This window comes from Rheinheimera sp. A13L (assembly GCF_000217935.1).
Taxonomy (GTDB): Bacteria; Pseudomonadota; Gammaproteobacteria; order Enterobacterales; family Alteromonadaceae; genus Pararheinheimera.
This window is the reverse complement of sequence record NZ_AFHI01000071.1, coordinates 39,262-62,081: the sequence shown is the minus strand read 5'-3', so window position 1 is coordinate 62,081 and position 22,820 is coordinate 39,262. Positions and strand designations below refer to the sequence as shown.

Here is a 22,820-nt window from a genome sequence, read left to right as displayed (position 1 = left end):
TAGTCCAAAACAATGACAATTAAACGATTAGTAGCTGCGATGTTACTTGCTGGTTTAAGTAACTCGGTGCTCGCTGAACAATCATTTACTGTGCAAGACATTCAGGTTGAAGGCTTGCAGCGTGTTGCGCTTGGTGCAGCATTAAATAATTTGCCGTTTAATATCGGCGATACCATCACAGATGCGACTTTATCACGCAGTATTAAAAGTCTGTATGCAGCTGGCCATTTTGATGACATTCAGGTGTTTCGTGATGGCAACGCTGTTATTTATCGCTTAAAAGAGCGTCCAACCATCAACAACATAGAGTTTGATGGCAATAAAGACATCAAAGAAGACCAGTTAAACGAAAGTTTAATGGGTCAAAAAATTATAGTAGGTGAGCCTTTAGATAAAACCGTGATCAAAGAAGTTGAAAACGGTTTAACTGAGTTTTACCACGGCGTAGGTAAATACAACGCTGAAGTTGAGATGAAGGTGACCTACCTGCCTCGCAACAGGGTTAACCTGAAAATTGAGTTTGAAGAAGGTGACGCTGCCTCTGTTCGCCAAATCAATATTGTAGGGAACGAGATATTCGGTGACGACGAGTTACTGAAAAATATCGAGTCTATGTACGATTTGCCATGGTGGCGCTTTTTATCTTCAGATCGTTACCAGAAGCAAACCTTACAGGGTGACTTCGAAAAAATTCGCAGTTACTACTTAGACCGTGGTTACCTGCGCTTTAACATTGATGCCAATCAGGTGTCAGTCAGCACGGATAAAACCTCTGTATACGTGACTCTGAACGTGACTGAAGGTGAGCAATACACTATTACTGATGTTGATTTTGTCGGTGATCTAATTGGTCAGGACGCTTTTATCAAGGCGTTGTTACCTTTAAAAGCTGGTCAGTTGTATAACGGTGCTTTGGTGACTTACACCGAAGAAAGTATCGCCAAGTTACTGGCACGTTTTGGTTACGCCAATTCTAAAGTTCGGACTATTCCAAATATTGATGACGATACCAAAGAAGTTGCGTTGACCATCAGTGTCGACCCGGGTAAACGTGTTTATGTGCGTCGTCTTGATGTAGCTGGTAATGCGTCAACTAAAGATGAAGTGATACGCCGTGAAATCCGGCAAATGGAAGGCGCCTGGTTATCTAACGATGCGCTGGAATTGTCAAAAGACCGTATTCAACGTTTGTCTTATATAGAGAAAGTTGACTTTGAAACCAAAGAAGTTCCAGGTGTGGATGACAAAGTAGACGTCACCTACAAAATTAAAGAACAGCCTTCAGGTAACTTTAATGCCGGTATTTCGTATGGTGACTTCCAGGGCTTATCATTCCAGATCGGTGTTGAGCAGCAAAACTTCTTTGGTACAGGGAATTCTGCAGGTATCAGCTTAAGCACCAACAAATACAATAAACAAATTCAGTTGTCTGTTACTGATCCCTATTTCACGCTGGATGCAATCAGTTTAGGTGGCCAGGTGTTTTATTCGGATACGGACTACTCCAGTTTGTCGTCTAACTTAGAAGCTTATAAACAAAAACGTTATGGTTTTGGTGCTTCAGTGGGTTATCCGGTCAATGAATACAACAGACTCAACTTCGGTACCAACTATGCGGTGAATGAAATCAGCTCTTTGTCTGAATACGACCAGTTGCGTCATTTCAGAGCTGTGCTGATGGATAAAAATAACCCTGATGGTGGTTATAAGTTTACTAACTATGAGCTGATTGCCAGTTGGGTTCAAAGCACCTTAAACCGGGGTTTATTTCCTACTGCTGGCCATGAGTTGGTATTAAGTGGTCGTGTGACCACACCAAACTCAGATTTGCAGTATTACAAAACTACTTTTGAAGCGCGTAAGTATATCCCGCTGAGTAATGATCATCGCTGGTCATTCTTAAGCAAACTGGAACTGGGTTATGGCAATGGTTACGGTGATAAAGATGGCTATGATTATACCTTGCCATTTACCGATAACTTCTATGCAGGTGGCCAGAATTTACGTGGTTTTGAAGCCCGTATTGTAGGTCCACATGCGATTTACCGTACCTTGACCACAGTACCTGGATTGCCTGATCCTGTTGGCCGACCAGTCAACGGATTACCTACAAGTCCGAACTTCGACACTTATATAGTGTCTCCACGGTCAACGGGTGGTAATGCCATGGCAATTGCTACCCTTGAGTTAATCACACCAACACCTTTTGTTGGTGAGGATTATGTGAACCAGATACGCACCAGCTTGTTTGTGGATGCGGGCAACGTCTGGGACACAGAGTTTGACCTTAGTCGTTACGACAATTTAAATCCGGCTAATAACCAGGGATTCGACAGCCCACCGCTGCTTGATTACTCTGACGCTGGGTTAATTCGGGTTTCGGCTGGTGTGTCAGTGCAATGGATTTCGCCTATGGGTCCATTGACATTCAGTTTGGCGAAAATCATCCGCAAAGAAGAGGGTGATGAGCAAGAAAACTTTAGTTTCAATATTGGTACTACATTCTAATTTTATGGGAAAGGGAAACACATGTTTAAGCAAAGCTTAGCAAAAACTGCATTGGTATTAATGGCTGGTCTGTTGATGGCTGGTACCGCTGCGGCAAAAGAAATGAAAATTGGTTTAGTGGATGTGCAAGCTATTGTTGCTCAGTTACCTCAGACCACCACTATTCAAAATACATTAAAAGCTGAGTTCGAAGGCCGTATTGCTGCAGTGCAAAAGCTGGAGAAAGACATCGCTTTTAATCAGGAAAAATTAAAGCGCGATGGCGCCACCATGAACGACAAGCAGAAAAAAGATCTGCAAGACGAAATGGAAAAGCAAATGCGCAGCTACGAGCAGTTAGCTCGTCCTTTGGATGAAGACTACCGTAATCGTCAGGCCGAAGAGCGTAACAAGCTGATGGCTTTAGTGAAAACTGCCATTGACGCTCTTGCGAAAAAAGACAACTACGACCTGATCTTAAGTGCTCAGGCTGGTGTGTTTGTTAAGCCTGAATATGACATCTCTAATGCTGTTGTAGCTCAGGTGAGCAAAGCCAAATAATGGCAAAGCTTACTCTGGCATTTATAGCTGAGCAGTTAAATGCTCAGCTAGTTGGGGACGCCACGGCACTGATTAGTGCCGTTGGTACTTTGGAAGATGCAACAAGTCATCAGATCAGCTTTTTATCTAACAGCAAATACCGCAAATTTTTGCAGTCCACTCAAGCTGGTGCTGTGCTGATTAAAGCAGATGATCAAAGCTATTGTCCGGTCAATGCACTGATAGTGAATGACCCTTATGTGGCTTTTGCCAAAATAGCTCAGTTATTAGATTCAACACCTGCTGCCGCTTATGGGCGGGGGCAGAATATAGTGATAGACCCTTCAGCTACAGTGCCTGATTCAGTTGTAATTGGCCCCAACGTGGTGATTTCCGCTGGCGCTGTAATAGGTGAAAATACCCAAATTGGCGCTGGTTGTTTTATTGGTGAACAGGTTCAGATAGGTGAACACTGTAAAGTCTGGCCTAACGTAACCTTTTACCATGGCGTAAGGCTGGGTAAAAACTGTCTGATCCATAGCGGTGCTGTGATAGGTGCAGATGGTTTTGGTTTTGCCAATGAACGTGGCAACTGGTTAAAAATTCCTCAGGTCGGTACAGTCATCATAGGTGACGATACTGAAGTGGGCGCCAATACCACCATAGACCGTGGCGCTTTAGGCGACACAGTGATTGGCAGAAACGTGATTCTGGACAATCAGGTACAAATTGCTCACAACGTGCAGATTGGCGATCATACAGCCATTGCAGGTTGCACAGTAGTGGCCGGCAGCACTAAAATTGGCAAGTATTGTATTATCGGTGGCGCCTGCGCTATTAATGGTCATATGGAGATATGTGACGGTGTGCAAATTACCGGCATGTCGATGATCATTAAATCTATTACCGAAAAAGGTATCTATTCATCCGGTACTCCGGCCAGCACTAATCTGGAATGGCGGAAAAATAGCGTCCGGTTTCGTCAACTGGACCAGATGTATCAAAAACTACGGGAACTTGAGCAGCAAATGGCCGCTTTGTCCCTACCGCCTTCAAAAGACGAATAAAATAAAAGAGGTTCACTTTGGCTAACCAATTGAATATCCTTGAAATACAGGAAATCATGGCCTTGCTGCCACACCGCTATCCATTTTTAATGATCGACAGAGTATTGGATTACACTCCTGGCGAATCTTTAACTGCTATTAAAAATGTCACTATTAACGAACCGATTTTTACCGGTCACTTCCCTAATATGCCTATTTTTCCTGGCGTGTTAATTTTGGAAGCTCTGGCTCAGGCCACTGGCATTTTAGGTTTTAAGACAGTGACTGAACGCTCAGAAAACGAGTTGTATTTATTTGCTGCTATAGACGAAGCCCGTTTTAAAAAACCAGTGGTACCAGGTGATCAATTGGTGCTGGAAGTGAAGTTTTTAAAAGAACGTCGTAATTTGTGGAAGTTTTATGGTGAAGCCAAAGTGGATGGCCAGGTTGTGTGTTGTGCTGAACTGATGTGTGCCAGAAGAGAGCTCTAATATGATCCATGCTTCCGCTGTGATAGAAACAGGTGCCGTACTTGGCCAGAACGTAAAAGTTGGGCCATTTTGTTACATCGCCGCTAATGTGGTGATAGGGGACAATACGGTGTTGGAATCTCATGTGGTGCTCAAAGGCCCCACAGTCATTGGGAAAGGCAATCATTTTTACCAGTTCACCAGCATAGGCGAAGACTGTCAGGACAAAAAATACAATGGCGAGCCGACTGAACTGATCATCGGCGACAACAATGTGTTCCGTGAAAACTGCACAGTGCATCGTGGCACAGTGCAGGATAAAGGCATTACCCGTATTGGTTCAAACAACCTCTTTATGAATAATACCCATGTCGCACATGACTGCGTCATTGGTGACAATGTGATATTTGCCAGTGGCGCTCAATCCGCTGGTCACGTCCATATTGGTGACTGGGCTATCTTAGGTGGTATGAGTGGTATCCACCAATTCTGCCATATAGGTGCTCACGCCTTTATTGGTGGTGGTTCTATAGTGGTGAAAGACGTACCTCCTTATCTGATGGCTCACGGCTCTCATGCTGTACCTGCAGGTTTAAATGTAGAAGGCTTAAAGCGTCGTGGTTTTAGCAGCGATGCCATTTTAGAAGTGCGCCGCGCTTATAAAGAAGTCTATCGTAAAGGTTTAACAGTGCAGGAAGCGCTGGACGTTCTGGCCGATAAATCTGCCGAATTCCCGGAAGTGAAAGCCTTCACTGACTTTATCGCTAACTCAAGCCGGGGCATTATCCGCTGATGGCAGAATTGCAATCTAAAGTGAAAATCGCCTTAGTCGCCGGAGAACACTCCGGCGATATTTTAGGTGCTGATTTAATCCGTGCTTTAAAGCAGCTTTACCCACATGCTGAATTTTACGGCATAGGGGGCGAACGCATGAAAGCGCAAGGACTTAACGCTTTGTTTGATATGGAAGAGCTGGCGGTGATGGGTATAGTGGAAGTGTTAGGCCGCTTGCCACGTTTGCTGCAAGTTCGTAAAGAGCTTCTGCAGCATCTTACTGCCAATCAGCCTGATGTTTTTATTGGGATAGATGCCCCGGATTTTAATATTCCGGTGGAGTTAAAACTCAAAGCTGCTGGTATTAAAACTGTGCATTATGTCAGCCCATCCGTTTGGGCCTGGCGACAAAAACGTATTTTTAAAATAGCCAAAGCCACCAACATGGTGCTGGCGTTATTGCCTTTTGAAAAAGCCTTTTACGACACATTTGCTGTGCCTTGCAGTTTTGTCGGCCATACGCTGGCAGACCAAATGCCACTACAACCTAATAAAGCCGCTGCTAAAATTGAACTTGGTTTAAAACCACAAGCACCAGTGCTGGCGATAATGCCGGGTAGCAGAACCAATGAAATCAAATTATTAGCGGCAGATTACCTGCTTGCCGCACAGGAACTACAACGTCAGCAGCCTGATTTACAGCTGATTTGTAATATGGTGACAGAGCAAAAAGCAGAGTTGTTTCGCCAGATTAAGCAGCAAGTCGCGCCAGATTTAGCCGTGCAGCTGGAAATCGGCAAAGCCCGTACTACCTTAACTGCGGCTGATGCGGTGTTTATTGCCTCAGGTACTGCCACCTTAGAAGCCATGCTGGCCAAAACTGCCATGGTGGTGGGCTATAAGATGAACTGGCTGACGCATCAGATTGCCAAACGTTTAGTGAAACTGAAGTTTTTCAGCCTGCCGAATTTATTGGCGGATCAAGCTTTAGTCACTGAACTGCTGCAAGAGCAGGTCACAGTAGATAATTTAGTCAAAGCTATGGCGCCTTTGCTGCAAAACCCGGTGGCGCAAGAAGCTTGTATCAGGCGATTCACTGAACTGCATCAGTTAATCCGCTGTAATGCCAGTGAACAAGCTGCTGCAGCTATAGCAAAAGTGATGGATGCACCCGTATGAGTTCTCAAGTCCTTAATGCACAGACGTATCAAAGGCCAGCAGTAGCATTGATTTGTGGCGTGGACGAAGTAGGGCGTGGCCCTTTAGTTGGCGCTGTGGTCACGGCTGCTGTGATCCTTGACCCAAATAATCCTATTGTTGGCTTAAATGATTCTAAAAAACTGTCGGAAAAAAAGCGTTTGCAGCTTGCTGAAGAAATTAAAGCCAAAGCATTGAGCTGGAGCTTAGGCCGTGCTGAAGTGCACGAAATTGATAGTTTAAATATTTTACACGCCACTATGCTGGCCATGACCCGTGCTGTGCAGGGGCTACATATTCAACCAGAATGGGCCTTAATAGACGGCAATCGTGTACCTAAAGATATTGGTGTTCAGGCCAGTGCTGTGGTGAAAGGTGATGCCCTGGTGCCGGAAATCAGTGCAGCTTCTATTCTTGCCAAAGTGGCGCGGGATGAAGAGATGCAGCAACTGGCAGAGTTATATCCGCACTACGGTTTTGCTGGTCACAAAGGGTATCCAACGGCCGAGCACTTAGCCGCTATTAAAACTCATGGTGTGATTAACGAGCACAGACGCAGTTTTAAACCTGTCCGGGATGTGTTGGAATCTGTTGCAGGGGCAGCTCATGGCTGATCCGGGTTTTATTCATTTAAGGGTGCACAGCGATTTTTCGATGATCGATGGCATCAAAAAAATAAAGCCTATAGTCAAAGCGGCGAAAGAGCTGAATATGCCTGCGCTTGCTTTAACAGATCAAATGAATATGTGTGGTCTGGTGCGTTTTTACAGCACTGCACATGACGCAGGTATTAAGCCGATAGTAGGCGCTGATTTGTGGGTGCAACATCCACTGTTTCCGGGCGATGCCTGTCGTTTATTGATTTTGGCAGCCGACAATGTGGGTTACCAGAACCTGACGATGTTGCTCTCTAAGGCTTATTTACGCGGCCATGTGCAGCATAAACCTCAGATTGACCACGACTGGCTGGTTGAATACAAAGAAGGCCTGATTGTATTGTCAGGTGCTAAAGACGGCCCTTTAGGCAAAGCCTTAATTAAAGGCAATGTGCCCAGTGCTTTGGCTTTGGTGGAATTTTATCAGCAACATTTCCCTGGCCGGTTTTTTATTGAATTGACCCGCACTGGCCGTCCTGACGAAGAAACTTATATTCAGGCTGCAATAGAGCTGGCAGAACGTGAACAGTTGCCTGTGGTTGCGACCAACGAAGTGGTGATGTTAAGCCCGGACGATTTTCCGGCCCATGAAATCCGCGTAGCTATTCATGATGGTTTCACCTTAGAAGATAAAAGACGGCCAAAAAACTACAGCGAACAACAGTATCTGCGTTCTGCAGAAGAGATGATCGAACTGTTTTCCGATATTCCGGAAGCGCTGCAAAACTCAGTTGAAATCGCCAAACGTTGTAATGTCACCATACGTTTAGGTGAATACTTCCTGCCGGCTTTTCCGACTGGTGGTTTGTCCGACGCAGACTTTTTAGTCTTAAAATCCAAAGAAGGTCTGGAAAAACGCTTGCTGCAGTTATTTCCTGATCCAGAAGTACGCAAAGTAAAACGGGTTGAATACGACGAACGTTTAGATATTGAACTGGGTGTAATCAACCAGATGGGTTTCCCGGGCTACTTCCTGGTGGTTATGGAGTTTATCCAGTGGAGTAAAGACAACGATATTCCGGTCGGCCCTGGCCGGGGTTCGGGTGCTGGTTCTTTAGTGGCCTATGCGCTGAGTATTACCGACCTCGACCCCTTAGAATTTGACTTACTGTTCGAACGTTTCTTAAACCCTGAGCGGGTCTCCATGCCTGACTTTGACGTCGATTTCTGTATGGACAGACGCGACGAGGTGATAGAACACGTATCTGACATGTATGGTCGCGAAGCTGTATCGCAAATTATTACCTTCGGTACTATGGCAGCTAAGGCTGTGATCCGCGACGTAGGACGGGTGCTGGGCCATCCTTACGGTTTTGTTGACCGTATATCCAAACTGATCCCGCCCACACCTGGTATGACGCTGGAGCAGGCTTTTAAAGAAGAGCCACGTTTACCTGAATTGTATGCCGCTGATCAGGAAGTAAAAGATCTGATCGACATGGCGCGTCAACTGGAAGGTGTAACCCGAAACGCAGGTAAACATGCCGGTGGTGTGGTGATAGCACCGACTAAAATTACCGATTTCGCACCTGTGTATTGTGACGCTGAAGGCAATAACCCCGTCACCCAGTTTGATAAAAACGACGTGGAATACGCAGGTCTGGTGAAGTTCGACTTCCTGGGGTTACGCACACTGACTATATTGCAGTGGGCTGTGAATATGACCAATGAGCGTCTGGCCCGTGAAGGCAAGCCGCTGGTAGACATCAATACTATTCCGCTGACCGACCGCAAGAGTTTTGACGTGCTGATGAAGGCCGATACCACAGCGGTATTCCAGCTTGAATCCCGCGGTATGAAAGACTTAATCCGTCGTCTGCAACCTGACTGCTTCGAAGATATGATAGCCCTGGTGGCGCTGTTCCGGCCTGGTCCTTTGCAGTCAGGCATGGTAGATAACTTTATCGACCGTAAACGCGGTCGTGAAGAAATATCCTATCCGGATTCTACCTGGCAACATGACTCGTTAATCCCTATTCTGGAGCCTACTTACGGCATTATCCTGTACCAGGAACAGGTGATGCAAATCGCCCAGGTCTTGTCTGGTTATTCACTGGGCGGTGCTGACTTATTACGCCGTGCTATGGGTAAAAAGAAACCAGAAGAGATGGCCAAACAGCGCGATACTTTCCGTGATGGCGCTGTCGAAAACGGGGTTGACGCCGAATTGTCGATGAAAATCTTCGATTTGGTAGAGAAGTTCGCAGGCTACGGTTTTAACAAATCTCACTCCGCCGCTTATGCGCTGGTGTCGTACCAGACCTTGTGGATGAAAGCACATTATCCGGCTGAATTTATGGCGGCAGTTATGTCTGCCGATATGGATAACACCGACAAAATAGTGATTTTGGTGGATGAATGTGAGCATATGAAGCTCAAACTTATTCCGCCTGATGTCAATTCTGGTGAATATAAATTTACGGTGAACCGTCAAGGCCATATTGTTTATGGCATAGGTGCGATTAAAGGCGTGGGTGAAGGCCCGGTTGAAGCGATTTTAGCGGCGCGTGCTAAACACGGAACATTCACAGACTTGTTCGACTTCTGTAATAAAGTTGATTTAAAACAGCTGAACCGCCGCGTTATTGAAAAGCTGATTCTATCCGGTGCTATGGACCAGTTAGGCCCGCACCGTGCTGCAATGATGGCAACTTTAGAAGAAGCGATGAAAGGCGCAGAGCAGCAAGCCAAAGCCGAAGCTATGGGCCAGTCTGATTTATTTGGTTTAATGGCACCAGAGCCTGAACACGCCGCCAGTGCCTTTAAACAAGTGCCGATTTGGCCGGATGAAGTGTGGTTGGAAGGCGAAAGGGAAACCTTAGGTTTATACCTGACAGGCCATCCAATTAACCGATATCTGGTGGAGTTACCGCATTACAGTTCGGGCCGTTTAGTGGATATGCAACCTGGCCGTCGTGATCAGGTGGTGCATGCTGCAGGTTTAGTCTTAGCAGTGCGCACTATGATCAATAAAAAGGGCAGACGTTGGGCTATTGTCACTTTAGATGACAAATCTGCGCGCTTAGATGTTCGTTTTTTCCCCGAACAGTTCGAAAACTTCGAGCATTTGCTGCAAAAAGACAAAATATTGGTGGTGTCGGGACAGGTCAGCTTTGATGATTTCAGTGGTGGCCTTACAATGTCCGGCCGCGAAGTGGTAGACATTATAGCTGCGCGGGAAAAATGCTTAAAATCCTTGACCTTAACTGTACATCAGCAGCAAATGGGGCTGGATTATCTGCAAAAACTGCAGCAAGCTATGCACGAATTTAAATTAGGCACAGTGCCTGTGAAGCTGGTGTACCAGCGCGACGAAGGTCAAATCACAGTGGCATTGGGCACCGAGTGGTGGGTAACACCTACCGATGCTTTGTTGCATCAACTGCGACAATTAGCAACAATACAACTGGATTTTCATTAATTAGGTAGTGACAGTCGATGATGCTGAATTATTTAGAGTTTGAGCAACCGATTGCGGAACTTGAAGCCAAAATAGAAGAACTTCGCAAAGTAAGCCGCAATGGCGAGTTTGATCTCGGCCTTGAAGAAGAAGTAAACAAGCTGAAGGAAAAAAGCTTAACTCTGACAAAAAAGATCTTTGCAGAATTAGGTGCCTGGCAGGTTGCTCAGTTAGCCCGTCATCCGCTGCGTCCTTACACGCTGGATTACATCAACCATATTTTCACTGACTTTGACGAGTTTGCCGGTGACCGTACTTTTGCCAACGATCCTGCTATTGTCTGCGGTACAGCCCGTTTAGGTGACAAAACTGTGATGGTGATTGGTCATCAGAAAGGCCGTGACACTTCAGAAAAAATTAAACGTAACTTTGGTATGCCAAAACCTGAAGGCTACCGCAAAGCTTTACGTATGATGGAAATGGCTGAACGTTTTAATTTGCCTATTATCACCTTTATCGACACGCCTGGTGCTTATCCTGGTGTTGGCGCTGAAGAACGTGGTCAAAGTGAAGCTATTGCCCGTAACCTCAAAGTGATGGCTGGTCTGAAAGTGCCAGTGCTTTGTACTGTGATAGGCGAGGGTGGTTCTGGTGGTGCTTTAGCCATAGGTGTGGGCGACCAGGTCAACATGCTGCAATACAGCACCTATTCGGTGATTTCACCTGAAGGTTGTGCTTCTATATTGTGGAAAAGTGCTGATAAAGCGCCTATAGCTGCTGATGCTATGGGTATTACAGCGCCACGTTTAAAAGAGCTGAACCTGATTGACGACATAGTCAGCGAGCCTTTAGGTGGCGCACACCGCAATCATGAACAAATGGCACAAAGCTTAAAGCAAGCCTTGTTACGTGATTTAACCAAGCTGGAAAAACTCAGCATTGAAGAGTTGCTGGACAGACGCTATAAACGCTTAATGTCTTTTGGCTACTGCTAACAGAAAAGTCCTGTGTAAAGCTGTATAAAATCAGCGTGCATATTGGGTAACGGGCGGGGATAAACCCCGCCCCTACAAGCCGCCGCAAGGCGGCTTTGTTATTGAGGAACTATGGTTTTTAAGCGTTCAGAGTTCACAGCTTCCCTGCGTCAGCATATCCAACAGCTTGGTTTAAACCAACTGGTGCTGGGGTTATCCGGTGGGCTGGATTCTATGGTGTTGCTGGAGTTATGCCATCAGCATGCCCAGGACACAGGCATCAAGCTTAAAGCCGTTTATATCCATCATGGCTTAAGTGCCAATGCCGATCTGTGGGCTGATTTTTGTCAGCAGCAGTGCCTTAAACGCCACATTGCTTTTGAAGTGCAAAAAGTACAATTGAACCCTGCAGCAAATATTGAAGCCCAAGCCAGGGCTGCCCGTTATTCGGCTTTAGCTGCTTTTGTGACCACACCTCAGACTGCGTTATTAACAGCTCATCATGCAGACGATCAGCTGGAAACTTTACTGCTGGCGTTAAAACGTGGTGCAGGTCCTGCCGGTTTATCCGGTATTGCAGCTTTGCAGTCTTTTGCTGCGGGTTGGTTGTTACGACCTTTGCTGGATTTTAGCCGCGAGCAGATGGAAGCTTTTGCCAAAGAGCAACAGTTAGAGTGGATTGAAGATGAAAGTAATAGCGACAGCAGGTTTGACCGTAATTTTTTACGACTGCAGATCATGCCGTTGTTGCAGCAGCGCTGGCCGGCATTCCGGCAAAATGCGCTCAGGTCTGTCACTCATATCCAGCAACAACAGCAGTTTGTCGAAAAACAGTTGCAGCAGTTATTACCTGCTGTAATGCACGGAGCTGAATTAGATTTAAAACTATTGGCAGAGCAAGACTTCACTACTCAAAAGCTGCTGGTGCGCAGCTGGCTGGCTTTAAGCACGCTTAATCCATCGACGGACTGGCTGGAACGATTTTTTGCCGAGCTGATTGGCGCCAAAGCCGATGCTCAGCCTTTATTGGAACTCGATGGCAAACAGATCCGTCGTTTTGCCGACAAAGCTTATATCACCCACAGTACTGAGATCCCTGCAGCCGGAGTTTTTGTTGAACTAAAACCAGGACAGGCAGTGAATACCGCTTCAGGTCTGTTTTGTTTGAACCAGCAAAATAAAGGGATGGCACTGCTGGTTACAAACGAACCTCTGTATCTGGTATTTGGGCTTTTTAGTTTGCCTTTTAAACCGGCTGGTCAGAAGCAAAGCAAAGCGCTGAAACAATGGCTGAAGTTATGGGCTGTACCGCCATGGCAACGTCTGCAGTTACCCCTGCTGGTGCAAAATAATCAGGTGGTGGCGGTGCTTGGTTTAGCGTCAAATGCCGGATCAGAACAGGCGAATGCCTTTGTCGACTGGCAAAAAAGTTAAACTGCAATTGCAGGCAAAAAAAAGGGCTTTTGGATCTTCTGTCCTTTAGCCCCAATGTACGACGACTAAAACCTGTGCCTGTTTACGTCAGGCCTGATTAAGCAGCGCCACTTTCACCGCGTTTTTACCTGCCTGTTTAGCTTGTGATAAAGCTTCATCAGCACGGCTGAATAACAAAGCAGATTTTTGGTTAGGTGCCAGATGAGCCAGACCAGCGCTTGCGGTTACGCCAAACTGGCTGCAGATATGATGCTGGTTAATAGCTTTAACCAGACGATGAGCGACCAGCTCAGCTGCCAGCGCATCTTCTGCCGTCAGCAATACAGCAAATTCATCACCACCGAAACGGAATAAACAATCGCTTGCTCTTAAAGTCTGGCGCATAGCATCAGCCACAGCAATCAACACATCATCACCGGCTGGATGGCCAAAGTTATCGTTGGTGTGTTTAAAATTATCCAAATCCAACAAAATTAAAGCGCAGGCTTCCTGACGTCTGTTGGCAAGCTGCACGGCCCGTTCAAACTGATCGTCAAAATTCCGTCTGTTGCCAAGGTCTGTCAGGCTGTCTTTTAACGCTAATTGCTGTAAACGAACCACCACCAGCGTATTACGCAGCGGATACAACCATTGCCGTTCCAATTGCCACAGCTGATGCTGGATCATAGGAGTAAAGGCTTGTTCTGACTGATAACTTAACTCAGCCAAACATTGATCGTTCAGCATCAACACACTGCGATGCTCAAAACTGCCATCTTCCGAACCCGGCGCCAGGTATTTACCTACTGCGGTTTGTAACTGAATGGAACGCAGAGGCAAAACTTTGCCAGCGGCCATTGAATAAATTTGTAGTTGGGAAGCCAAATCCAGACTGGTTTGTAGCTGTTCGGGCAGAGTTGCCGGATCTGCAGACAAACCAGACCAATGTGGCTGACTGGTGATACCAGCGTAACTGGTCCCACTTAATGCCATATCTTGTAAGCCAAATAATTCCACTGCCGATACTCCAGACAAGATCTAAGATGACTGGAATTTGCAGGTATTGTGCCAGTTTAATAAGTGGATGATCTTATTGATTTTTTCAATTATTCAGTTTGAACTGACGCTTTTTTGACGGCAATAGCTGGCTAAAAATTGCCTTTCACTCAGAACGCAGAAAATCCAAAAGCTCCGGCATCTGTTGCATCGCATCCTGATAGCCAATGTCTATCAGACGTTTGGTGTAGGATTTTTCAAACAACAGGTAGCTGGTTAAGCTGGATTCCGAATGTTGAGTAATGCCAATTAACCGCAATAAACTGCGAACAGCCATGGGCAGTTTTAAAAAGTGCTGGCTGGCAATTTCGTTAAAATTAACGCTGGGGTTGATTAAAAAGCTGTCAACTTTTTTCAGATCCGTAGGAATATTGTTAGCTTTTAAGGTATCAATGGTTTTATTGATCCTGGTCATGCGCTCTAAATCAGCATTTAAAGTGTCCGAAAAAATGGTGTCCAGCAAGTGGCCAGCCACAGTGGCTAAACCCGGATGATGCGGCATCGAATGACTTAAATCATGAGAGCGGGGTTGTTCTAAACCTATGATCAGTATTTTATCCGCACCTAAATGAATAGGCGCACTGAGCGGTGACAACTGATTGACGGAACCATCACCGTAATAATGCTGGTGAATGCGAACTGAGGGAAATACCAGGGGTATAGAAGCTGAAGCCAATAAATGGTGAATACCCAATAAAGTTTTTTGACCACAACGTTTTGCTCTGCGCCATTCTTTGGCGTCATTACCCTGGAAAAAGGTGATTGAGTCACCTGTGTTATAACTGGACGCTGTGACAGATACACTGGATAAATAGCCGCCCTGAATATTGCGGTCTATGCGCTGCAAATCAAGAATGTTGTGCAGCAGTAAACGCAGAGGTTTATTGTCCAGTAAGCTGACAGGTTTTTTATTGGCGTAGTCAGCCTGAAAGGCAGTTAAAAAACCACGTAATAAATGCCAGCCTAAACGCAGATAATCCGAATAATACACATGATGGGTATGGAAATTGCGCCAGACCCACTCGATTTTTCTGACTCCTAAGTGAAAACATGAAGCATAGCAGGCAATACCTGTGGCATTGATGGCTCCTGCTGAAGTGCCACAAATGATTTCAAATGGAATTTTACTGTTGCGTGGGTAATGTAAAGCCAAAGCTTTGAGTACGCCAACCTGATAAGCGGCTCTGGCGCCACCCCCTGTTAGCAGCAAGGCAACTTTTTTAGTGGTGTTTTCATCTTTTTTACTATCAGTCACTGAAACTTCTTAACTCTTTACAGACTCTCTGTTTATATATTGCTGAAAAGCAAAATAAATGCAACGCTATAGCCAGTTTTTCAACGGCTTAAATATCAGTTATCCGAATTAGTGAAAGGAAAAAACAGAAATGACCGAGAAGGCTCCTGGCACAGGCCAGCAACAGTATTACATAGGTTTAGCTGTAGTGGCGGTGACCCTGATTGCTATTGTCTGGTTTTTCTTCCGATCCGATGATGCAGTAGTGCCGGAAGCTGAACCAACTCCGGTACCGACATTACAGCAACCAGCTCCTGCTGATGTATTAACAGCGGATCAGGAACCTGTAGACAGTTTAACAGTGCAGGCCCAGGATGAAACTCCTTTGCAGGAAACGTCACTGGATGATGCGGTGGCTGTTGAGCCTACAGTCAAATTACCCAGTCTGGATGAATCAGATACAGAAGTGAAAACCGGTTTGTTGGGATTACGCTGGAAGGCTGGTTTGGCATCACTTTTTGTGACTGAAGATATGATCCGCCGTTTTGTGGTGAATGTAGACAATATAGCCCAGGGCACTTTGCCAAAAGGTCAGCCACTGTTTCAGCCCATCACAGTCAAATTTGCCACTTTAGCTGCACAAGATGGAGCAGTGCAGCTTGATCCTGCTAATTTCGAACGTTATGAGCCCTATCTGCAATTGCTGGAAAGTGTCTCTGTGACTGAAGTGAAACGTTTATTTGAATACTATTATCCGTTGATGCAAGAAGCTTATGCAGAGTTAGGTTACACCGATGCTCAGTTCCGTGTGCGTTTGCAGGATGCGATTAAAGTGCTGTTGGCCACACCAGAAATTGCGCCTCCTTTGACACTGGCCCGGCCTAACGTCTATTACACTTATGCCGATCCGGAACTTGAAGCTTTACCATTGGCGCAACGCCAGATGATCCGCTTAGGTCCTGACAATCAAAAACGCCTGAAACGGGTATTAGAAGCCCATCAATTGGTACTGGCTCAGCCTTAATGTCAGCTTTACCCGCTGTTCCTGCTACTTTGCCACGGCGTCACAGTAACCTGGGCCAAAAACTTGGCCTCTGGTTGCTGAAACTACTTGGAGGCTGGAGCATTCAGGGTGAGCTGCCCGCACATAAAAAGATGGTGATAGCTGTAGCCCCTCATACCTCAAATCAGGATTTTTTTGTTGGCATAGCCGCAGCTCTGGCGCTGGATCTTAAAATTCGGTTTTTAGGTAAACACAGTATTTTTGTCTGGCCCTTCAAAGGGCTTTTGTTGTCTTTAGGCGGAATAGCTGTAGACCGCAGCCATCCCCATGGGGTAGTGGGGCAAGTAGTGGCAGAGTTTGAGCAAAGTGATTCGTTGTTATTAGGTTTATCACCTGAAGGTAGTCGTAAAAAGGTGGAACACTGGCGCTCAGGTTTTTGGTTTATAGCCAGGCAAGCCAAGGTGCCAGTGTGTTTAGTCGGACTGGATTACCAGCACAAGCAACTGGTGTTTGGCCCATGCTTTACTACGGGCGAAAATTTCGCCGACGATCTACAACAAATGTGCATGTTTTTTCAGCAAATGACCGCAAAGTATCCGGAAAACGCTTAAGTTCTTGCACAGAGAAAAGCTTTTCAGCATAATGCGCGCACCAGTTCTGCTGGTACCTTCAATGGTGGCCTCATCGGTCCTCCCGCAATACTAATTCGTTCACCTGGTCAGATCCGGAAGGAAGCAGCCAAAGCGGATAACGTATGTGCCGGGATGTCGGCTGGTGAGGTCGCCACCCAATTTTCCTGTCTGGATTGTCACCCGCTTTGTATTTAGTTACATTGCTGCATAACGCTAATTTTTTGTGTCATGGAATGGATTCTGTATGAATAACTTTCTTTCCGGTTTAATACTGGCCTGTTGTGTTTTACCTTTTTCTTTTGCTGTTGCCGCAGAGAGTCAGTCCGCTGTTTTACCGCTGAAAATGTTTTATCAGGGTGAACGTCTGAAAATGTTTTATCAGGGTGAACGTATTGAACAGTTGCGTTTATCGCCTAATGGCAAACGTCTGGTCGCGTTAAAAAACATTGAAGAAAATACACTAATCCAACTGATTGATTTAACCTCAGGTGAGTCCTTTTATCTGGGTAAAACAGACAATAAGAAATTTAAATTTTCCTGGGTGCGTTGGGCTAACGATACCCATTTGTTGGCTAGCTTCCGCTATGGCGATGTTCGTGGCATGGGGACTAAAACTACTGAAACCCGTTTGTTTTCCATTGAAGCCAAGGCGGGTTCCGAGTTGGTTCCTATGGTGAAAGCTGCAAGGGAAGATGAGTATCAAAGTCAGTTTCAGGACGATGTTATTAAATTACGTTATCCGGATGACGATCATTTTTTACTTGGACTGGACAGAGAAATGCCAGGTCATGACAGTTTATTTCAGGTGAATGTAAAAACCGGCAAAGCCACACTGATCCAAAGACACAGATCCAATGTTGGTTCCTGGCTGGTGGACAGGCAAGGCCAGATCAGAGCCAGCAGAGACTATAACGAAAAAACGACGGAAACCTCTGTGCGTGTATTACGCCCCGGTCAGACAGAGTGGATTGAAGCATGGCGTTGGCAGGCATTTTCTGAAGAAGCCATTGCTATTCTTGGCTTTGGTAAAGATCCTAAAGATTTATATATATCAGCCAATCACGAAGGACGTTCTGCTGTATTTAAAGTGGATTTGAGTCAGGCTGATTTACCCCGCCAGTTGATCATCAGCCATCCGGTTTACGACATCGAGGGTTCATTGATTTATTCGGCGGCCCGTGATGAACCTGTGGGTATTTATTTCAGTGACGAAGCCTCTGGCAGTTTATTCTGGGACGAGGAATTTAAAGCCTTTCAGGCAGGTTTGGATAAAGTGTTGCCTGATACAGTGAACTACATCACGAATTTAAGCTCGGACGACAGAACCTATCTGGTGTATGCAACCAATACCACAACGCCGGGTACTTATCTGCTTGGCGACCGGAATGAGAAGTCTCTGTTGCCGCTGGCCGAAACCTATCCGGGTTTAAACGAAGATCATCTGGTACAAAAGAAAAAAGTCAGCTACAAAGCCCGGGACGGTCTGGTTATTGAAGGTTATGTCTCAATACCCAAAGGCAAAGATGGACCAGGTGCTATGGTGGTATTGCCGCATGGAGGTCCTTTTTCTCAGGATTCCAATAGCTTTGATATCTTCTCAGCTTATCTGGTCAACAAAGGTTATGTGGTATTTCAACCCAACTTTCGGGGTTCAACTGGCTATGGCCACCAATTTCTGACTCAGGCCGTTGGTCAGTATGGAATGGCGATGCAGGATGACATTACCGACGGTACAGAATATCTGATCGAACAAAAAATCGCCGACCCTAAGCGTATTTGTATTATGGGGGCCAGTTATGGTGGATATGCAGCATTGTTAGGAGCAGCCCGCACGCCGGATTTGTATCAGTGTTCAGTTAGTTTTGCTGGCGTTTCCGATTTACCTGAGCAACGTTACAGCTACCGAAATTACACCAGTTACAATCTGGCGAAAAAACAGATGGGCAAAGACAATGATTTGCTGGAGCAGAATTCGCCTTTAAATATGGTCGAAAACATTAAGATCCCTGTTTTGCTGTTGCATGGTACTGAAGATCGCAGCGTCAATGTAAAACAAAGCCGCATGATGGCGGACGAGCTGGCAGATGAAAAGAAAGTCTTTACCTATGTCGAAATTGAGGATGGTACCCATCACCTGGATTATCTGCCACACCGAAAACAGACTTTTGAAGCTATAGATAAGTTTTTGAATCAGTATTTGCCACTGACATCTTCCTCTGACTAGCCAAGAATTCAACACAGTAGTGCGCCTTCCAGAGCGCGCTGCTGCGTTAATCAGTATCTAGTGTCGAATTGGTACCTGAATGCTGCATGCGGTCTATTACAATCACAGCTGCGAGCAATTGAGCTGTCAGCTTAGGTTCAAAAATGTCCACACCATAAGTATCTGACCAACTGAACCATGACTTCGACACTTCAGCCACTACTTTGCCTTTTTGGCTAATTTTGTATTCGTGTTGCCATAAATTACCCTGCATTTCCAGTTCACCTGCAGGGCCTGTCACAGTAAAACGGCTAGTCCAGAAGGGCCAAAATCTTTTTTGAACAAGCCATTCACTGCCATCAGCACAAAGCAGTCGACAGGCTGGCAAAATGGTCAGGTATTTACGTTTAATTTTTAAAAGCTCAACATCATTGCTGTCAAACAGGCTTTGGCTGCTGGATATACTGAAAAACTTCCCTTTAACGCTAAAAGCCGCCTTGCCGTTTTCATCTTCAATAATAAAGCTGTCGGTCAGGCTGAATATTTTTTGTTTAATTTTATATTTCATCAGAAAAACTCAGAGCAGAAGTGTTCATAACATACTGTATTTTTGGATGATTTTTCCTGGTTTCGTTAGTTAAACCCAGACGTGACCGCATGTATTCAGATCGGACTGTATTTACTCCAGTTGCAAAGACCAGCCATATTTAGCCAATATAGCCATATGGGCTTCGCTGCCATAGACTTTGGCCCAACTTTGACGTAAATGATCGCGCTGCTGTTGCGTCATGCCACTGCGACTGGCGGCAAAATACACCGGATTGCGGTTGACCACTAAATGCTCGCTGTACAACCTGGCTATATCCGGATGCTTTTTCGCCCATTCCTGATACTGAGCTCTGTCTTCAATCACGCCCAGCACTCTGTTGCGCTCCAGAAAACCCAGTTTATGTGAAATGGTTTTGGCATCCAGCAGCTTCTTGGCGAAATCAGGGTTTTGTTGTAGTCGTTGATACTCTTCACCATAAAAGGCTTCCCGCAACACCCCAATTTGGCCCGGCAGCCACATGACGTCGGCGAGCGTCTGGGTTCTGGTTTGATAATCTTTGTGCAGCACTAATACGGCGTCTTCCACATAATGACTGCCAATAAAATCTGCAAACAGCTCCCGTTCCGGGCTTTTTGACATAGTCATCATTAAATCGAGCTGGCCTTCCTGCAACATACTCAGTCCTCTGGACCAGGGCACTTTTACTAACTGCAGTTTGCAGTCGGCTGTGTTGGCTAACAACTCCAACAGCTCCAGATGCAAAAAATGCCATAAACCTGGTTCTTTGCTGTTTTGATAATGTTGTTCGGTAATTTGCGCTGATAAAAAGCAGTCTGTGGCTTTTTCTGTAGCGAAGATGGCCGAACTGAAAAGGCTACAAAAAACAATAAGACAACTGAATTTCATGCCCGAACGGCTCCAACAAAAATTTGTCTCCAGAGCATAGCTGTAAATGACGGTAAATTGCGAGCAGGAAAAAGGGCATTGTCAAAATGCCCTTGTATAGATGCCCTTGTAAAAAACTGATCTGAGACTTAGCTTCAGCTTTTTTTCTGATGCCGTTGTTTTAATACCTCGAGTACATCATGCAAAGCCAAATCCTGGCTTTTTAGTAAGACTAACAAGTGATAGATCAGATCTGCAGCTTCGTTTTTCAGCTCTTCTCTGTCGCCTACAGTAGCGGCCAGGGCTGTTTCTACCCCTTCTTCACCTACTTTTTGCGCTATACGTTTGACGCCTTTGGCAAATAAAGAGGCGGTGTAGCTGCTGCTTGGGTCAGCGCCGTATCTGCTGTGGATCACTTGTTCTAATTGATCTAAAAAGGCTAAATCGGGTTGGTTGGCATCTTCAGCGTGCCAGCAACTTTCGGTACCAACATGACAAGTGGGGCCTATCGGCAATACCAAAGCCAGAATACTGTCCTGGTCGCAATCCGCTGCCATGCTTTGTAATTTCAGCGTATGGCCTGAGCTTTCGCCTTTGGTCCATAAGCGGCTTTTACTGCGGCTAAAAAAAGTGACATCGCCCGTTTCCAGGCTTTTTTGCAGCGCTTCTTTAGTAGCAAAACCCTGCATCAGTACTTTGCCAGAGCGGGCGTGCTGCACTATGACGGGTAACAAGCCATCGCCTTTGCTGAAATCCAGCTGGTCCAGGTTGGTTAAATTCAGTTTCATGGCCTGATCTCCAGCTTACGTTCTAATAAAAATGCTTTTAGCTCTGGTATAGGAATAATGCCTTTGTGGAACACCGAAGCGGCTAAAGCGCCATCTACATCGGCTTGTTCAAATACATCTGCAAAATGCTGCATAGCCCCTGCGCCACCACTGGCTATCAGTGGCACTTTGCACGCATTTCGCATCAGTTGTAACTGAGTTAAATCATAACCCTGGCGCACACCGTCCTGATTCATACAGTTCAGCACTATTTCACCAGCACCCAGCTCTTGCACCCGCTTTAACCAGTCCAGCGTCAACCAGCGGGTTTTTTGGGTACGGCTTTCATCACCAGTGAACTGGTAGACCTGATATAGACCTGTTTCTTTATCAAAAAAGCTGTCGATGCCGATGACGACACATTGCTGACCAAAGCTGTGCTCCAGCTCGCTAATCAGTTCTGGTCGCGCCAGGGCAGGGCTATTCACTGAAATTTTATCTGCACCCATTTCCAGAATTAATCCTGCGTCAGCGACAGATTTAATACCACCAGCCACACAAAACGGAATATCTATCACCTCAGCAATACGGCGCACCCAGCTTTTATCGACCACACGGCCATCGCTGGAGGCGGTGATATCGTAAAACACCAGCTCGTCTGCGCCTTGTTCGGCATAGGCTTTGGCCAGCGGCACTATATCGCCAATAATTTCGTGGTTACGAAACTGCACACCTTTAACCACTTTGCCATCGCGCACGTCTAAACAAGGAATTATGCGTCTTGCCAGCATTGGATTGCCTCCTGTGCCGTGAACTTACCTTCCAGCAAGGCCCGGCCTAAAATAACTCCAGCCACGCCAGTGGGTTTTAAAGCTTTGATATCAGCCAGAGAGCCAACACCACCAGAGGCTTGCCACTGAATTTGTGGGTAGTTCTGTACCAGCTCAGCGTACAAAGCGACATTAGGGCCCTGCAAAGTGCCGTCTTTACTGATGTCTGTGCAAAGCACATGCTTAGCGCCAGCTGCAATAAAACCATCCAGCACCTGTTCAAGCGTAATAGTCGACTCTTCAATCCAGCCGTGGCTTGGCAGAGTTTTGTCGCCTTTGGCATTAATAGATACATCAAGCGCCAGAACTATCTTGTCGCCGCCATAAGTGCGTAACCAGCCTTGCACTGTTTCGGGCTCACGAATAGCCACACTGCCCACAACAACACGGCTGGCACCAGCTGCCAGTAACTGTTCAACATCTGCTGCAGTACGCACACCACCGCCCACTTGTACTGGCAAAGGCGCGTTTTTCATTAAGCTGGTTAACAGCTCAAGCTGGCGGTCAGCGGCATTTTTTGCCCCTGTTAAATCCACCAGATGCAAAATGCCTGCGCCCGCTTCAGCGTATAAGTCGCGCAGCTGCAGTGGCGTTTGTTGATATTCAGTGGTTTTATCGTAGCTGCCCTGATAAAGCCGCACTGTTTTACCTTGTATCAAATCTATAGCTGGAATAATCACGTTTAATCCTGTAACGGCAGAGC

At 46.0% G+C, this 22,820-nt stretch carries 20 protein-coding genes and 1 other RNA gene; 14 read left to right on the top strand and 7 right to left on the bottom strand.

The annotated features are described in order from the left end of the window. Positions 1-12: 12 nt before the first annotated feature. The 10 genes from bamA (at position 13) to tilS (ending at position 12,978) form a co-directional block, all read left to right on the top strand. A complete protein-coding gene (gene bamA / locus RHEIN_RS19085) occupies positions 13-2,508 on the top strand; it encodes an outer membrane protein assembly factor BamA (RefSeq protein WP_008900623.1) in 2,496 nt (831 codons plus the stop codon). A 21-nt stretch (positions 2,509-2,529) separates the two neighbouring features. Then, the gene (locus tag RHEIN_RS19080; RefSeq protein WP_008900622.1) at positions 2,530-3,048 is read left to right on the top strand and encodes an OmpH family outer membrane protein; all 519 of its coding nucleotides are present in this window, start codon (positions 2,530-2,532) and stop codon (positions 3,046-3,048) included. Beyond that, positions 3,048-4,094, top strand: a complete 1,047-nt coding sequence (gene lpxD / locus RHEIN_RS19075) for a UDP-3-O-(3-hydroxymyristoyl)glucosamine N-acyltransferase (RefSeq protein WP_008900621.1) — start codon at positions 3,048-3,050, stop codon at positions 4,092-4,094. The genes RHEIN_RS19080 and lpxD overlap by 1 nt, the downstream gene beginning before the upstream one ends. 17 nt (positions 4,095-4,111) lie before the next feature. Further along, on the top strand, positions 4,112-4,564 hold the full coding sequence (fabZ, locus tag RHEIN_RS19070; RefSeq protein ID WP_008900620.1) for a 3-hydroxyacyl-ACP dehydratase FabZ: 453 nt from the start codon (positions 4,112-4,114) through the stop codon (positions 4,562-4,564). A 1-nt stretch (position 4,565) separates the two neighbouring features. Continuing rightward, on the top strand, positions 4,566-5,336 hold the full coding sequence (gene lpxA, locus RHEIN_RS19065; RefSeq protein WP_008900619.1) for an acyl-ACP--UDP-N-acetylglucosamine O-acyltransferase: 771 nt from the start codon (positions 4,566-4,568) through the stop codon (positions 5,334-5,336). Further along, positions 5,336-6,496, top strand: a complete 1,161-nt coding sequence (gene lpxB / locus RHEIN_RS19060; RefSeq protein ID WP_008900618.1) for a lipid-A-disaccharide synthase — start codon at positions 5,336-5,338, stop codon at positions 6,494-6,496. The genes lpxA and lpxB overlap by 1 nt, the downstream gene beginning before the upstream one ends. Continuing rightward, positions 6,493-7,128 carry a ribonuclease HII gene (gene rnhB / locus RHEIN_RS19055; RefSeq protein WP_008900617.1) on the top strand — a complete coding sequence of 212 codons (636 nt, stop codon included), beginning with the start codon at positions 6,493-6,495 and terminating at the stop codon, positions 7,126-7,128. The genes lpxB and rnhB overlap by 4 nt, the downstream gene beginning before the upstream one ends. Further along, positions 7,121-10,591 (top strand): DNA polymerase III subunit alpha, encoded by a 3,471-nt coding sequence (gene dnaE, locus RHEIN_RS19050; protein ID WP_008900616.1) that lies wholly within the window; start codon positions 7,121-7,123, stop codon positions 10,589-10,591. The genes rnhB and dnaE overlap by 8 nt, the downstream gene beginning before the upstream one ends. A 17-nt stretch (positions 10,592-10,608) precedes the next feature. Beyond that, positions 10,609-11,565: an acetyl-CoA carboxylase carboxyl transferase subunit alpha gene (gene accA / locus RHEIN_RS19045; protein WP_008900615.1), complete on the top strand. Its 957-nt coding sequence runs from the start codon at positions 10,609-10,611 to the stop codon at positions 11,563-11,565. A gap of 111 nt (positions 11,566-11,676) precedes the next feature. Further along, positions 11,677-12,978, top strand: a complete 1,302-nt coding sequence (gene tilS, locus RHEIN_RS19040; protein ID WP_008900614.1) for a tRNA lysidine(34) synthetase TilS — start codon at positions 11,677-11,679, stop codon at positions 12,976-12,978. 87 nt (positions 12,979-13,065) lie between these two features. Here the strand turns inward: tilS and RHEIN_RS19035 are convergent, their stop codons facing one another. After that, positions 13,066-13,974, bottom strand: coding sequence for a GGDEF domain-containing protein (locus RHEIN_RS19035; RefSeq protein WP_008900613.1), 909 nt, complete (start codon positions 13,972-13,974; stop codon positions 13,066-13,068). A gap of 145 nt (positions 13,975-14,119) precedes the next feature. After that, positions 14,120-15,268, bottom strand: a complete 1,149-nt coding sequence (locus tag RHEIN_RS19030) for a patatin-like phospholipase family protein (protein WP_008900612.1) — start codon at positions 15,266-15,268, stop codon at positions 14,120-14,122. A 130-nt stretch (positions 15,269-15,398) separates the two neighbouring features. Between RHEIN_RS19030 and RHEIN_RS19025 the strand changes: the two genes are divergently transcribed. The 4 genes from RHEIN_RS19025 to RHEIN_RS19015 all read left to right on the top strand — a co-directional run bounded on the left by RHEIN_RS19025 (position 15,399) and on the right by RHEIN_RS19015 (position 19,106). After that, entirely contained in the window at positions 15,399-16,271 is an 873-nt protein-coding gene (locus RHEIN_RS19025; RefSeq protein WP_008900611.1) for a DUF3014 domain-containing protein, read from the top strand. Next, complete coding sequence (locus RHEIN_RS19020; RefSeq protein WP_008900610.1) at positions 16,271-16,861, top strand: 1-acyl-sn-glycerol-3-phosphate acyltransferase; 591 nt, start codon at positions 16,271-16,273, stop codon at positions 16,859-16,861. Before RHEIN_RS19025 ends, RHEIN_RS19020 begins: the two co-directional genes overlap by 1 nt. Positions 16,862-16,932: 71 nt before the next feature. Beyond that, positions 16,933-17,030, top strand: an RNA gene (gene ffs, locus RHEIN_RS20570) — signal recognition particle sRNA small type. 96 nt (positions 17,031-17,126) lie between these two features. Then, complete coding sequence (locus tag RHEIN_RS19015; RefSeq protein ID WP_008900609.1) at positions 17,127-19,106, top strand: alpha/beta hydrolase family protein; 1,980 nt, start codon at positions 17,127-17,129, stop codon at positions 19,104-19,106. A gap of 46 nt (positions 19,107-19,152) precedes the next feature. Here the strand turns inward: RHEIN_RS19015 and RHEIN_RS19010 are convergent, their stop codons facing one another. From RHEIN_RS19010 to hisA, 5 genes are all read right to left on the bottom strand, one after another. Beyond that, positions 19,153-19,653 (bottom strand): LURP-one-related/scramblase family protein, encoded by a 501-nt coding sequence (locus RHEIN_RS19010; RefSeq protein ID WP_008900608.1) that lies wholly within the window; start codon positions 19,651-19,653, stop codon positions 19,153-19,155. A gap of 111 nt (positions 19,654-19,764) precedes the next feature. Further along, on the bottom strand, positions 19,765-20,541 hold the full coding sequence (locus RHEIN_RS19005; RefSeq protein ID WP_008900607.1) for a substrate-binding periplasmic protein: 777 nt from the start codon (positions 20,539-20,541) through the stop codon (positions 19,765-19,767). 134 nt (positions 20,542-20,675) lie between these two features. Further along, positions 20,676-21,308, bottom strand: coding sequence for a bifunctional phosphoribosyl-AMP cyclohydrolase/phosphoribosyl-ATP diphosphatase HisIE (gene hisIE / locus RHEIN_RS19000; protein ID WP_008900606.1), 633 nt, complete (start codon positions 21,306-21,308; stop codon positions 20,676-20,678). Beyond that, positions 21,305-22,078 carry an imidazole glycerol phosphate synthase subunit HisF gene (hisF, locus tag RHEIN_RS18995; protein WP_008900605.1) on the bottom strand — a complete coding sequence of 258 codons (774 nt, stop codon included), beginning with the start codon at positions 22,076-22,078 and terminating at the stop codon, positions 21,305-21,307. Before hisF ends, hisIE begins: the two co-directional genes overlap by 4 nt. Then, positions 22,060-22,797: a 1-(5-phosphoribosyl)-5-[(5-phosphoribosylamino)methylideneamino]imidazole-4-carboxamide isomerase gene (gene hisA, locus RHEIN_RS18990; protein WP_008900604.1), complete on the bottom strand. Its 738-nt coding sequence runs from the start codon at positions 22,795-22,797 to the stop codon at positions 22,060-22,062. The genes hisF and hisA overlap by 19 nt, the downstream gene beginning before the upstream one ends. Positions 22,798-22,820: the final 23 nt, after the last annotated feature.